This window comes from Zavarzinia marina, assembly GCF_021568905.1.
GTDB lineage: Bacteria > Pseudomonadota > Alphaproteobacteria > Zavarziniales > Zavarziniaceae > Zavarzinia > Zavarzinia marina.
Map to the genome: position 1 here is coordinate 369,741 of NZ_JAKGSB010000002.1, position 13,130 is coordinate 382,870.

At 68.9% G+C, this 13,130-nt stretch carries 10 protein-coding genes; 4 read left to right on the forward strand and 6 right to left on the reverse strand.

Annotated elements, in window-relative coordinates:
- Positions 1 to 7: 7 nt before the first annotated feature.
- Positions 8 to 1,510, forward strand: coding sequence for a glycerol-3-phosphate dehydrogenase (gene glpD / locus L2U69_RS07555; RefSeq protein WP_236106179.1), 1,503 nt, complete (start codon positions 8 to 10; stop codon positions 1,508 to 1,510).
- An 11-nt stretch (positions 1,511 to 1,521) separates the two neighbouring features.
- Positions 1,522 to 2,322, forward strand: a complete 801-nt coding sequence (locus L2U69_RS07560) for an HAD-IIB family hydrolase (RefSeq protein WP_236106180.1) — start codon at positions 1,522 to 1,524, stop codon at positions 2,320 to 2,322.
- 16 nt (positions 2,323 to 2,338) lie between these two features.
- Here L2U69_RS07560 and L2U69_RS07565 read toward each other — a convergent pair whose 3' ends face one another.
- The 4 genes from L2U69_RS07565 to L2U69_RS07580 all read right to left on the reverse strand — a co-directional run bounded on the left by L2U69_RS07565 (position 2,339) and on the right by L2U69_RS07580 (position 8,860).
- A complete protein-coding gene (locus L2U69_RS07565) occupies positions 2,339 to 2,710 on the reverse strand; it encodes a helix-turn-helix domain-containing protein (protein WP_236106181.1) in 372 nt (123 codons plus the stop codon).
- Positions 2,711 to 2,902: 192 nt separating this feature from the next.
- Positions 2,903 to 4,726 carry a translational GTPase TypA gene (typA, locus tag L2U69_RS07570; RefSeq protein WP_236106182.1) on the reverse strand — a complete coding sequence of 608 codons (1,824 nt, stop codon included), beginning with the start codon at positions 4,724 to 4,726 and terminating at the stop codon, positions 2,903 to 2,905.
- Positions 4,727 to 4,966: 240 nt separating this feature from the next.
- Positions 4,967 to 6,151, reverse strand: coding sequence for a DUF3592 domain-containing protein (locus L2U69_RS07575; protein WP_236106183.1), 1,185 nt, complete (start codon positions 6,149 to 6,151; stop codon positions 4,967 to 4,969).
- A gap of 78 nt (positions 6,152 to 6,229) precedes the next feature.
- Positions 6,230 to 8,860: a bifunctional acetate--CoA ligase family protein/GNAT family N-acetyltransferase gene (locus L2U69_RS07580; protein ID WP_236106184.1), complete on the reverse strand. Its 2,631-nt coding sequence runs from the start codon at positions 8,858 to 8,860 to the stop codon at positions 6,230 to 6,232.
- A gap of 74 nt (positions 8,861 to 8,934) precedes the next feature.
- On the opposite strand from L2U69_RS07580, the gene L2U69_RS07585 reads away from it, so the two are divergent.
- Positions 8,935 to 9,912, forward strand: a complete 978-nt coding sequence (locus L2U69_RS07585) for an NADPH:quinone oxidoreductase family protein (RefSeq protein ID WP_236106185.1) — start codon at positions 8,935 to 8,937, stop codon at positions 9,910 to 9,912.
- Here L2U69_RS07585 and L2U69_RS07590 read toward each other — a convergent pair.
- Positions 9,896 to 10,978, reverse strand: coding sequence for a glycosyltransferase family 4 protein (locus L2U69_RS07590; protein WP_236106441.1), 1,083 nt, complete (start codon positions 10,976 to 10,978; stop codon positions 9,896 to 9,898). The genes L2U69_RS07585 and L2U69_RS07590 overlap by 17 nt on opposite strands.
- A 56-nt stretch (positions 10,979 to 11,034) precedes the next feature.
- A complete protein-coding gene (locus L2U69_RS07595) occupies positions 11,035 to 11,940 on the reverse strand; it encodes a UDP-2,3-diacylglucosamine diphosphatase (RefSeq protein ID WP_236106186.1) in 906 nt (301 codons plus the stop codon).
- Between the two features lie 205 nt (positions 11,941 to 12,145).
- Here L2U69_RS07595 and L2U69_RS07600 point away from each other — a divergent pair, with 205 nt between their 5' ends.
- A complete protein-coding gene (locus tag L2U69_RS07600) occupies positions 12,146 to 13,060 on the forward strand; it encodes a diacylglycerol/lipid kinase family protein (protein WP_236106187.1) in 915 nt (304 codons plus the stop codon).
- The last annotated feature ends 70 nt before the right edge of the window (positions 13,061 to 13,130 follow it).

Consider the following 13,130-nt stretch of genomic DNA (forward strand, 5'->3'; position numbering starts at 1 on the left):
GGTGGGCATGACGGAACGATTTGATCTGGTGGTGATCGGCGGGGGCATCAACGGCGCGGCGGTCGCGCGCGATGCGGCCGGCCGGGGGCTTTCGGTCCTGCTGGCGGAAGCGAACGATTATGCGGGCGCGACGTCCTCCGCCTCGTCGAAACTGATCCACGGCGGCATCCGCTATCTCGAGCAATATGAGTTCCGCCTGGTGCGTGAGTCGCTGCGGGAACGCGAGACCCTGATGGCGATCGCGCCGCATCTGGTCTTCCCCCTCGAATTCCTGGTGCCGATCACGCAGGGCCAGCCGCGCCCGGCCTGGATGGTGCGGCTCGGGCTCTTCCTCTACGACGTGCTGTCCGGGCGGCGCCTTCTGGCCAAGAGCGGCCGTGTTCCCCGGCCTGAATGGAACCGGGTGCCGCGCCTGAAGCAGGAGCGCCTGAAGGCCATCCTGCATTATCCCGACTGCTGGACCGACGATGCCCGCCTGACCCTCGAAACCCTGCTGGATGCGCGAAAGCGCGGCGCCGACATCCGCAACTACCGCCCGGTCACCCGGATCGCGGCGAAGACGGACGGTTTCGACGTCACCTACCGCGAGGACGGCCGGCCGGTGACCGTGCATGCGCGCTTCGTCGTGAACGCGGGCGGCCCCTTCGCCACCGACGTCATGCGCAAGGTCGAGGGCATGGCGGCCCCCGCCAGGAAGCTGCGTCTCGTGCGGGGCAGCCATATCGTGCTGCCCATGCCGGCACCGGTCGAGCACCGCGCCTTCACCCTGCAGAACGACGACAAGCGCGTCGTCTTCGTCATTCCCTGGATGGAACGATTCCTGATCGTCGGCACCACCGACGTGCCCCATGAGGAAGCCGCGGCCAAGCCCCGCTGCACCGACGCCGAGCGGGACTATCTGCTGGATTGCTATCACCGCTTCTTCGATCACCGGGTGGGGCCCGAAGACGTGCTGTGGTCCTGGTCCGGCATCCGGCCCCTGGTCGACGACGGGGAAGACAATCCCTCGAAGGTGACACGGGAATACGAACTGGTGACGGCGCGCCGGGGCAAGGGCGCCCTGGTCTCGATCTACGGCGGCAAGATCACCACCCACCGCAAGCTCGGCGAACTGGTGATGGCGGAATTGCGTGGCCTGGGCGCCGATATGGGCCCGTCCTGGACGCGGGAGAGCCCGATCCACGGCGGCGAGATGTCCCGCGAAGCCCTGGCCGCGCTGGCGGAACAGGGGCCGGAGGAGATCCCCCTCGAAACCCGGCGGCGCTGGGTCTTCACCTATGGCGCCGAGACCCGGACGCTCTACGAGATGCTGCGCCAGGAGCCGGCGCTGGCCCGGCCGATCGGCATCGTGCCCGAGGCGGAACTGGTCCATGCCGTCACGGTGGAGGATGCGCGCACGGCGGAGGACTTCCTCTATCGCCGAACCAAGGTCTTCATGCTCATGGATCAGGACGGCATCGACGCCGTGAATGCCTGGTTTGCCCAGCGCCGCAATCCGGCCGGCCCCTGAAACCCGGGACCATGCTGCCCCTCGGCGATTTTCCGGCGGCGGCCCGCGCCGCCATCGACTTCGTGCTGACCGACGTCGACGACACGCTGACCCATGAAGGCCGCCTGCCCGCCACCGCCTTCGCCGCCATGGAGGATCTGACGGCGGCCGGAATCGGTGTCGTGCCGGTGACCGGACGGCCCGCCGGCTGGTGCGACATGATCGCGAGGCAATGGCCGGTCGCCGGCGTGATCGGCGAGAACGGCGCCTTCTTCTTCGCCCTCGACGGCGCGAGCGGGCGCCTGAGACGGCGCTACTGGAAGCAGGATGCGGCGGAACGCGCCGCCGACCGCGCGAAGCTAGCAACCCTGGCCGAGAGCATTCCGCGCCAGGTGCCAGGGGCCGCCATCGCCACCGACCAATTCTGCCGCGAGGCCGATCTCGCCATCGATTTCCGCGAGGATGTCGCCCCCCTGCCCTGGGACGCGGTCGACCGCATCGTCGCCCTGTTCGAGGCGGCGGGGGCGACGGCGAAATATTCGACCGCCCATGTCAACGGCTGGTTCGGCGACTGGGACAAGCTGGCGATGACGCGCATCTTCTTCGCCGAGCATCTGGGTCTCGACCTCGACGCGGCCCGGGACCGCGTCGCCTTCATCGGCGACAGCCCGAACGACGTGCCGATGTTCGGCTTCTTCCCCCATGCGGTCGGGGTGGCCAATCTGGATTTCTTCGGCGACCGCCTGACCGCCCTGCCCCGCTATGTCACGCGGGCCCGGGGCGGCCACGGCTTCGCCGAACTGGCGGCGGCCCTGCTGGCCGCGCGCGGCTGATCGAGATCCCGGCCGTTCAGGCGGCGATCGACGCCCCGGCGGCGCGTTCCGGCGTCGCCGTGCTCATGGCGCGGACGAGGTCGAGCAGGCGCTCGCGCTGGAGGTCCGGCAATTCCATGAACAGGCGCGCCATGTCGGCGGCATCGCGGCTCAGCACCTCGCCCTCCACCACTTCGCCGTCATAGAAATAGGCGATCGGCACGTCGAGCGCCTTGGCCAGCGCCGACAGGCGGCCCGCCGAAACCTTCGCCCCGCCCGTCTCGTACTTCTGGATCTGCTGGAACTTCAGGCCGACCCGGTTCGCCAGCTTTTCCTGGGAAAGGCCGAGAAGCCAGCGGCGCTCGCGGATGCGGCGGCCGATCTGGAGATCGAGCGGGGTGATGGGCATGGGGAAATCTCCAATACGGTGATATTTTTCCCCATATTGGTGTTATATTTCGCCCGTGGCAACATCGAATGCACCCTGTCGCGCGAAAGGCCATCTACCCCCGGTTGGGCGGATGGCCTTTCGGCTTGCGCGACCGGCCGGGCGCCGAGCCCCCGGCAACGGATCGGAGCGTGTCGGTCGGATGCTTTCGTCTCAGGCGCTTTCGGCGGCGCGCGACATGCGCTTGCGCTCGTTGCTGTCGAGATAGCGCTTGCGCAGGCGGATCGACTTCGGCGTCACTTCCACCAGTTCGTCGTCGCCGAGATAGGCGATGGCCTGCTCGAGGCTCATCTTGCGCGGCGGCGTCAGGCGGATCGCCTCGTCCTTCGAGGTGGTGCGGATGTTGGAGAGCTGCTTGCCCTTCAGCGGATTGACCTCGAGATCATTGTCGCGGGTGTGCTCGCCGATGATCATGCCCTCATAGACCTTCACGCCCGGGTCGATGAACATCGGGCCGCGGTCTTCGAGGTTCCACAGCGCGTAGGCGACGGATTCGCCGGCCCCGTTCGAGATCAGGACGCCGTTGCGCCGGCCCGGGATCGGCCCCTTGTAGGGCGCGTAATCGTGGAACAGGCGGTTCATCAGGCCGGTGCCGCGCGTATCGGTCAGGAATTCGCCGTGATAACCGATCAGGCCGCGCGACGGGCAGTGGAACACCAGACGGGTCTTGCCGCCGCCGGACGGGCGCATTTCCTTCAGCTCGCCCTTGCGGGTCGAGACCTTCTCGACGACGACACCGGTGAATTCCTCGTCGACGTCGATCACCACTTCCTCGATCGGTTCCATGCGCTGACCGTCGACTTCGGTGAAGAGCACGCGCGGCCGGCTGATCGAAAGCTCGAAGCCTTCACGGCGCATCTGCTCGATCAGGATGCCGAGCTGAAGTTCGCCACGGCCCGCGACTTCGAAACTGTCGCCGCCCGGCGCATCGGCGATCTTCAGGGCCACATTGCCTTCCGCCTCGCGCATCAGGCGCTCGCGGATGACGCGGGACTGAACCTTGCTGCCCTCGGTGCCGGCCAGCGGCGAATCATTGATCGAGAAGGTCATGGCCAGGGTCGGCGGATCGATCGGCTGGGCCTTCAGCGGCTCTTCCACTTCAAGGGCGCAGATCGTGTCGGCGACGGTGGTGACGGTCAGGCCCGCGATGGCGACGATGTCGCCGGCCGATGCCTCTTCCACCGGCACGCGCTCGATACCGCGGAAGGCCAGCAGCTTGGACAGACGGCCCTGCTCCAGCACCTCGCCGCCGGCGCGCAGTGCCTTCACGGGCATGTTCTGGCGGGCGATGCCCGACTGGATGCGCCCGGTCAGGATCCGTCCGAGGAAGGGATCGCTTTCCAGCGTCGTCGCCAGCATGGCGAAGGGCTCGTCCGTGTCGTTGACGACCGAAGGCTGCGGCACATGGTCCAGGACGAGGTCGAACAGCGGCGCCAGGGTCTCGCGCGGGTCGTCGATGTTGTGGACCGCCCAGCCCTGCTTGCCGGAAGCATAGAGCACCGGGAAGTCGAGCTGTTCCTCGTTGGCGTCGAGGGCGGCGAAGAGATCGAAGACTTCGTTCAGCACGTCGTCGGGACGGGCGTCGGAACGGTCGATCTTGTTGATCAGCACGATCGGCCGGAGACCGAGGCGCAGCGCCTTGCCGGTGACGAACTTCGTCTGCGGCAGCGGGCCTTCGGCGGAATCGACCAGGACGACGACGCCGTCGACCATCGACAGGATGCGCTCCACCTCGCCGCCGAAGTCGGCGTGGCCCGGGGTGTCGACGATGTTGATGCGGGTATCCTTCCAGACCACCGAGGTCGGCTTGGCCAGGATGGTGATGCCACGCTCCTTTTCGAGGTCGTTGCTGTCCATCACCCGTTCCGCCACCTGCTGGTTGGCGCGGAAGGTGCCGGACTGCTTCAGGAGCTGGTCGACGAGCGTGGTCTTGCCGTGGTCGACGTGGGCGATGATGGCGATATTGCGGATCTGCATGAACACGACTTCCGGGGCACTGCTGGCATCAAGGGCCCGCTGCCCTGTCAGACGCCGCGCAATCGGCGGGGGCAGACCGGAAACGATGGGCCGTATTTCGGGTTTGGAGCCACTTTACGGGCGGGCGCGGAGTATAGCCAGTGTTTGTGGCAGTGCAATAACAACGGCCATGCGAATGGCGCATGGCCCGCTGCCCGGCCCGATGTCCGACCCGCTGGCTGCCCGGCCCGATACCGGCGGTCAGCCGCGATCCTTGCCGACCGAAAGGGGCGGCGGTTCCATGCGCTCGCCCTTGCCGCGCGGCGCCGGCTTGGCCGCCAGGGCGGCCATCAGGCTGCGCGGGCGCGGCTTTTCGACCGGAGGCTCGGCTTTCGGAGGCTCGGTCTCCGGGGCCTCGGCTTCCGGGGCCTCGGCTTCCGAAGGCTCGACTTTCGGGACGTCGACTTTCCGGGCTTCCGGTCCGGTGGCCGCCGGTTCCAGCGCCCACGGGTTGGCCGTCGCCGGGTTGGCCGTCGCCGGGTCGGGCGTCGCGGGATCGGCCATCCAGGCATCGCCGGTCTCGGCCGGCGGCGCTTCCTCTTCGAGGGTGAAGGTCGCACCCGCTTCCCTGGGCGCGGGCTTTTCCTTGCCCCGGCGCAGGCTGGCGGCGAAGAGGGCGACGAGCAGGGCGACGCCGGCCGCGCTGCCCCAGGCGGCGGGCACCGACCAGACCTCGGCGAAAGTCTCGACCCGGGCGCCTTCCGGGTTGCTCTTGGAATAGCCGAGGGTGACGCGCTCGCCGGGGCTGAAACTGCCCGGCGGCAGGGAGCGGTCCTCATATTCGATCGGGGTGCCGTCGGCGGCGGTGAAGCGGATGGTGGCGGCGCCGCCCTGATCGACCGCGACCACCGTGCCGCGCGTGCGCGGATATTGATTCAGGCTGTCGACCACCGTCTCATATTCGGTCCAGGCGACGGCGATCAGGCCGAAGGCCACCGCGAACAAGCCGAAGCGCAGGACGAAGGGCACGCGCGGCATGTCCTCGGGCCGGCGGCGTCGGCTGGTCAGCATGGCAAGCCCGATGACGGCCCCCAGGATGCCGCCGCCGACCGGCACCGCGGACGGCGCCCAGATGGCGATCAGGTCGCCGGTCTCGGCGAGGTCCGGACGGCCCGGCGGATGCAGCAGATGGACGGGCGTGCCGATGGCGGCATCGGGCCGCGACACGGGCGGCAGGGCGGCCTCGTGGCGCTGGCCATCCTCGCCGACGAAGGCGGCGATCGGGATCGCGCCCTGACCGCCGGGGGCGGGATCGAAGCGCACCAGTTCGGCGATCACGTCCTCGGCCCGGGCGACACGCTTCCAGGTGGCGATGCCGTCCTCGGCACCGAGCCATGTGAAGATGCCGCCCGCGACGAGCAGCAGGAAACCGAGCAGCCTTATCATGAAGAAAGCGTTACCTCATTTGCCGCGCCGATGCCACGCCGAGCATGGATTTTCCCCCGCCGCCGGCGAGGCGGCGGCTCAGAGCTTCAGGACCACATGCATCACGTCCGGTTCGGCCGGCATGGGCTTGGCGACGAAGCCGAGTTCAGCGGCGAGTTGAAGCATGGTGCGGTTCTCGCGCAGAACCTCGCCATAGATCTCCTGCAGGCCGCGCTCGCGCCCGTAGGAGACGATCCGTTCCATCAGCAGGCGGCCGAGGCCGCGGCCGATGCGGTCGGAGCGGACGAGCACGGCATATTCGCCCTTCTCGCCGTCGGGATCGGAGACGAGGCGCCCGGTGCCGAACCAGGGCGCTTCGCCCGGCGGCCCCTCGCCGACCAGGACGAAGGCCATCTCGCGGTCGTAGTCGATCTGGGTCAGCTTGGCGGCGAAGGCGTGGCTGAGCTCCTTCATGGGCGCGAAGAAGCGCAGCCGCAGATGTTCGGGGCTGACGGTCGAGAAGCCCTGGATCAGCGGCGTCTCGTCCTCCGGCCGGATCGGGCGCAGCGTATAGGCATCGCCCTTGTCGTCGACCACATGCTGCTCGAGGGCCTGGGGATATGGCCGGATGGCGATCCGCTTCGAGCCCGGCAGTTCGGGCGCGGCAAGGCGCAGCCGCGCGTCGAGCACGATCACCCCGCCCGGATCGGCGACCAGGGGATTGATCTCCAGCTCGACGATCTCGGGATGGTCGACCGCCATCTGGGACACCCGCATCAGGGCGAGTTCGACCGCGCGCATGTCCGCCGCCGGACGCCCGGCATCGGCGCCGAGAAGGCGCGCCACCCGGGTCCGCGCGATGGCATGGCGCGCCAGCGCCAGATTGAGGGGCGGCAGCGCGATGACGCGGTCGCCGATCACCTCGCAGGCGGTGCCGCCGTGGCCGAACACCACGACCGGGCCGAACTGCTCGTCCTCGACCATGCCGAGAAGGAGTTCGTGGCCGTCGGGGCGGATCACCATGGGTTCCACGGTGAAACCGTCGATGCGGGCCTGGGGCGCGCGGGCCGCCACCCGGCGCAGCATGAGTTCGGCCGCGCGGCGCACGTCGTCCGGCTCGTCGAGGCCGAGGGTGACGCCGCCGACATGCTTCTTGTCGATCGGATCTCGCGTGGCGATCTTCAGGACGATGACGGCGCCGATGCGCCGCGCGTGTTCCGCCGCTTCCTCGGGTGTCGCGGCGAAGATCGGCCGGACGGTCGGAAAGCCGTAGGCGGAGAGGATGCGCAGCGCGTCCGGCCCGTGGATCCATTCGCGGCCCGCCGCCATGTGGTCCGCGATCTCGGCCGCCGCGGCGTCGCGGTCGAAGGTGAAGTCGGGCGGGATCGCCGCCGGGGTTTCCGCCAGCAGTTCCTGGTTCCGGCGATAGGCGACCATGTGCATGATCGCGCGCGCCGCCTGGCGCGGGGTCGAGAAGGTCGGCACGCCCGAGGCGCGAAGTGCCGCGCGGGCCGCGCGGGCCTCGGTCTCGCCCATGAAGCAGGTGATCAGGCGCGGCTGACGCCGCGTGCCGAAGCCCCGCAGGGTCGATTCCGCCGCCGACAGGGCGGAGGAGACGGCGGACGGCGTGTTCATCACCAGAACGCCGTCGATGCCCCGGTCCGCCGTCAGCACCGGCAGGACCTCGGCATAGCGTTCGGGTGGCGCGTCGGGGCCGATGTCGATCGGGTTCTGGTCCGACTTCAGGCCCGGCATCGTGGCAAGCGCCGCCAGCGTCGCGGTGGAGAATTCGGCGAGCCTTGCCCCCCGCGTCAGCAGGTGGTCGCAGGCGAGCAGCCCGGCGCCATAGCCGTTGGCGAGAATGGCGATGCGCTCGCCCATGGCGGCGCCCGGAAAGCCGAGGGTGGCGGCGGCGTCGAACAATTCCTCGATCGCGGCGACGCGCACGCAGCCGGCCCGGGCCAGCACGGCGCCGAAGATGCCGTCCTCGTCCGCGAGGCGGCGAATGGCGGTGGTCGCGGGCGGCGGCGGGCCGTGGCGCCCGGCCTTCAGCACCACGACCGGCTTGATGCGGGCGGCGGCGCGCAGCGCCGACATGAACTTGCGCGGCCGCGTGATCGTCTCGAGATAGACGATGATCGCCCCCGTCGTATGGTCGAGGGCGAGCCAGTCGAGCACGTCGGCCAGATCGACGTCGCATTTGGCGCCCAGCGAAATGGCGCGCGACAGGCCGATGCCGTTGCCGGCCGCCCAGTCGATCAACGTGTCGAGGATGCCGTTGGAATGGGTGACGAAGGCGAGCCGCCCCGGCTCCGGCAGGACGGGGGAGACCACGGCCTGCAGGCCGATCGCCGGGACCGCCAGGTTGAAGGCGCCGGGCCCGACGATCCGCGCCCGGTGGCGCCCCGCCGCCTCCAGCATGGCGTTGACCACATCCTGGTCTTCCGGCGGCGCGCCGACCGCCATCACCACCCGGCAGCCCTTCTGGCAAAGCGCCTCGATCAGGGCGGGCGCGCGATCGAGATCGCCGTTCAGGATGGCGAGGTCGGGCACGGCCGCCAGGGCATCGACCGCCTCGACCGAATCCTCCGCCGTCAGCAGACGGCCCTTGAATGGGGCCCGCTGCAGGCCGTTGGCGATGGCGGCGGCCACCGGATCCTGCGGATTCTCCGGCCCCAGCAGGGCCACCACCCCGGGATTGAACAGTTGATCGAGATAACGCACGGTCATGCCGGCATCATCCCAGAAAGACGGCCGTCCGTCCCGAGATCTTATCGTGACGGCCGCCAACCGAGAGCAGAGGCATGAAGGCGATCATCGCGACTGAATTGGGCAGGGGGCCGCGCGGCCTGGACTATCGGGACATGCCCGATCCCCTTGCGAAAGAAGGGGAAATCGTGATCGCCGTGCGCGCCGCCGGGGTCAATTTCGCCGACAGCCTGATGCTCGCCGGGCGTTATCAGACGCGCCAGCCCCTGCCCTTCTCGCCGGGGCTCGAAGTCGCGGGCACGGTCGAATCGGTGGGGCCCGGCGTCGCCGGCTTCGCCCCCGGCGACCGGGTGCTGGCGATCCCGTCCCATGGCGGCTATGCCGAGAAGGTGGCGGTCGCCGCCGATCGCGCGGTGCCGATTCCCGAAACCATGGATTTCGTGACCGCCGCCGGTTTCCCGGTGGCCTATGGCACCTCGCATCTCGGTCTCGCCCATCGCGCGCGCCTCGTTCCGGGCGAGAAACTGCTCGTGCTGGGCGCCGCCGGCGGCGTCGGCCTGACCGCGGTCGAACTGGGCGTCCTGATGGGGGCGGAGGTGATCGCCGTCGCCAAGGGCGAGGCCAAGCTGGCGGTCGCCCGCGACCAGGGGGCCCACCACCTGATCGACGCCGGCGTCGACGACCTGAAGGGCGCCATCATGGCGGTATCGGGCGGCGTCGACGTGATCTACGACCCGGTCGGCGGCGCCCTGTTCGAGGCGGGCCTGAAGGCGGCCAATTTCGAGGCCCGCGCCCTGATCATCGGTTTCGCCAGCGGCGAGGTGCCCCAGATCGCGGCCAACCGCCTGCTGGTCAAGAATGTCGACGTGATCGGCTTCTGGTGGGGCGCCTATGCCGACAAGGCGCCCGCGATCATGGCCGACAGTTTCCGCGCCCTGATCGACTGGTGGCGCGCCGGCCGGCTGCGCCCCCATGTCTCGGACACGAGGCCCCTGGCCCGGGCGGCGGAGGCGCTGGAACTGGTCCTCGAGCGCCGCTCGACCGGCAAGGTGGTGATCACCGTCGATCCGTGATCGCCGGCGCGGCGGCATGAGGGATCGCGACCTGGCGCCCGCCGATCCGCGTTTCCGCCGGCCATTCCTGTTCGAAGAACACGAGATTGCGCAGGAACAGCGAAGCCGTGGCCGCCCAGGTGAAGCCCAGGGCATGGTCGCGACAGGCGGCGGGGTCGAGGGTCAGGGCACGGCGGCAGGCCGCCGCCAGATCCTCGTCCATCGCGCCGACGGATGGCGAGAGAATGTCGATGGGACCCGGCACCGGATAGGCCGCGACCGGCAGACCGCAGGCCAGTGCCTCGAGCATGACGAGGCCGAACGTGTCGGTGCGGCTGGGAAAGACGAAGACGTCGCCGGCGCGGAAATGCGCCGTCAATTCCTCGCCATGGCGCGCCCCGGCGAAATGGACCTTGGGATAGGCGGCCTTCAGGCGCGCCATCTCCGGTCCGTCGCCCACCACCAGCTTGGAACCCGGCAGGTCCAGGGCCAGAAAGGCGTCGATGTTCTTTTCGACCGCGAGCCGGCCGACATAGGTGAAGACCGGACGGGGCAGATGCGGCAGCAGATCCTTGTCGCCCGGGGTGAAACGTTCGAGGTCCACCCCGCGCGACCATTGGCGGATGTTGGTGAAGCGCCAGCGGGTCAGTTCCTGGCGAATCGAATGGGTCGCCACCATCAGGCCGCGCGACGGCCTGTGAAAGCGACGCACGACGCCGTAGGAGACGGCAAGCGGCACGCGAAAGCGCGCGCGGACATATTCGGGAAAGCGCGTGTGATAGGCGGTGGTGAAGGGCAGGCCGCGCTTCATGCAGTAACGCCGGGCGCTCCAGCCGAGCGGCCCTTCGGTGGCGATGTGGATGGCGTCGGGCGCGAAGCTCTCGATCAGCCGGGCAAGGCGCCTTCCCGGCAGCAGCGCCAGTCGGATCTCGGGATAGGTCGGCGTCGGCACGGTGCGGAACAGATCCGGCGAGACGAAGCCGACCGTGTGGCCGAGCAGGCTCGCCTCCCGCGCCACGGTGTCGAGGGTGCGCACGACGCCGTTCACCTGGGGGTACCAGGCATCGGTCACCACGAGGATACGCAGGGGCCGGTCGGCCGGGACGTTTTCCACGATCGACGGCAGGGCGTTGGCGAGTTCGTTCATCCGGCGGTGACGAGCTTGGTTTCGCGGTTGCGGCGGGCGAACAGGCGCTTCTCGTATTCGGGCGCCCAGCGCAGGATTTCCAGGCGGCCGTCGGCATGTTCCACCAGGGCGGTGCAGCTCTCCACCCAGTCGCCGTCGTTGCAATAGGTGATGCCGTCGATCTCGCGGATCTCGGCATGGTGGATGTGGCCGCAGATCACGCCGTCGACGTGATGGCGCCGCGCCTCCTCGGCGACCGCGGTCTCGAAGCTGGAGATATAGTCGACCGCGTTCTTCACCCGGTGCTTCAGATAGGCCGACAGCGACCAATAGGGATAGCCGAGGCGCCGCCGCAGGCGATTGAACCAGGTGTTGAGGGTGAGCGCGATGTTGTAGGCCCAGTCCCCCAGATGGGCGAGCCATTTGGCGTATTTGACGACACCGTCGAAGGCATCGCCGTGCAGCACCAGGAAGCGCCGCCCGTCCGCGCCGGTGTGAACCGCATCCATCATCACCGCGACGCCGCCGAAATGGAGATCGGTATAGTCGCGCGCCGCCTCGTCGTGATTGCCGGGGATATAGATGACGCGGGTGCCCTTGCGCGCCTTGCGCAGTACCTTCTGGATGACGTCGTTGTGGCTCTGCACCCAGTACCACGAACGGCGCAGGCGCCAGCCGTCGATGATGTCGCCGACCAGATAGAGCGTCTCGCTCTCGTTGTACTTGAGGAAGTCGAGCAGCATGTCCGCCTGACAGCCGCGGGTGCCGAGGTGTATGTCGGACAGGAAGATGGTGCGGTAGCGTCGCTTCTCGGTCTTGCCGTCGCCGTCACCGTCGTCGTCCTGGCCATCGTCGCCCTGGCCATCGTCGCTCAGGGCCGGCGCAATGCCGTCCGCCGTCGCCGCCAGCGCGTTGGCAACCATCGCTGGATCATGTCGGCGGCCAAACGCCGGCAACATCCGTGTCAACAAAACGCCACCCTCCCGTCATAAAAGGGAAGTAATCCGAAACAGTTTTGTTGTTGATACCACAATATTTAGTTTAGACAGAACGCCTTCGGGAGAAAGGTTGTGAGTGTGGCCCATAATACTCAAGAAATGACGCTTTCATGAATATTGTGACAACACGATGAATCACCAATTCCTCGCCACCGGACGGCCGCTGGCGGTGCTCTACAACCCGGCCGCCGGCCAGCGCCGCAGGCGCCTGTTCCAGGCCAGCCTGGCGGCGCTGCGCGAGGCCGGCTTCATTCTGGAACTGCTGGAGACGCGGGGCCCGGGCGATGCCACCCGACTCGCCGAGACCGTCGCGACTCGGGAACGCCCGCCCGCCGCCCTGGTGGTCGCCGGCGGCGACGGCACCATCAACGAGGCGGTGAACGGCCTCGCCGGCCACGGGCTGCCGCTGGCGGTGATACCGCTCGGGACCGCCAACGTGCTGGCGCTGGAACTCGGGCTGCCGCGCGACCCCCTCGGCATCGCCGCCGGCCTCGTCGCCGACCGGCGGCGCGAGATCCATCTCGGCCATGTCGAATCGGCGGCGGGCAGGCGCCATTTCGTCATGATGGCGGGGGTCGGCTATGACGCCCATGTCGTCGCCGGGGTCTCGCCGCGCTGGAAACGGCGCGTCGGCAAGCTCGCCTATGTCGGCGAGATGTTCCGCCAGCTCGGCCGCTTCCATTTCACGCCCTATCGGCTGCGCTTCGACGGCGGCGGCGAAATCGTCGCCGCCTCCGCCATCCTGGCCAACGGGCGGCATTATGGCGGGCCCTTCGTCTGCGCGCCGGACGCCGATCTGGGCGCCGAGCGGCTGGATGCCTGCCTGTTCCGGGACGGCGGGCGCCTGGCGGCGGTGAAATACGGCATCGTGCTGGGCCTCGACCGCATTCCGCGGCTGGCCTCGGTCGATCTGCGGAGCTTCCGGCACCTGACGATCGAGGGGCCGGCGGGCGATCCGGTCCAGGGCGACGGCGACATCATCGCCCGCCTGCCCGCCACCATCAGCCTGGCCGGTACCCGGATCACCGTGATCCGGGCCGCGTGAGGCGCAAACCGTTGGCGGGATTGGCGATTCGGGGCGCCGGAAGGCCCCTGATCCGTGCCGACTCGCCCCG

Coding starts and splice junctions, on each gene's coding strand:
- glpD (WP_236106179.1), top strand. CDS start 8: ATGACGGAACGATTTGATCTGGTGGTGATCGGCGGGGGCATCAACGGC.
- L2U69_RS07560 (WP_236106180.1), top strand. CDS start 1,522: ATGCTGCCCCTCGGCGATTTTCCGGCGGCGGCCCGCGCCGCCATCGAC.
- L2U69_RS07565 (WP_236106181.1), bottom strand. CDS start 2,710: ATGCCCATCACCCCGCTCGATCTCCAGATCGGCCGCCGCATCCGCGAG.
- typA (WP_236106182.1), bottom strand. CDS start 4,726: ATGCAGATCCGCAATATCGCCATCATCGCCCACGTCGACCACGGCAAG.
- L2U69_RS07575 (WP_236106183.1), bottom strand. CDS start 6,151: ATGATAAGGCTGCTCGGTTTCCTGCTGCTCGTCGCGGGCGGCATCTTC.
- L2U69_RS07580 (WP_236106184.1), bottom strand. CDS start 8,860: ATGACCGTGCGTTATCTCGATCAACTGTTCAATCCCGGGGTGGTGGCC.
- L2U69_RS07585 (WP_236106185.1), top strand. CDS start 8,935: ATGAAGGCGATCATCGCGACTGAATTGGGCAGGGGGCCGCGCGGCCTG.
- L2U69_RS07595 (WP_236106186.1), bottom strand. CDS start 11,940: ATGGTTGCCAACGCGCTGGCGGCGACGGCGGACGGCATTGCGCCGGCC.
- L2U69_RS07600 (WP_236106187.1), top strand. CDS start 12,146: ATGAATCACCAATTCCTCGCCACCGGACGGCCGCTGGCGGTGCTCTAC.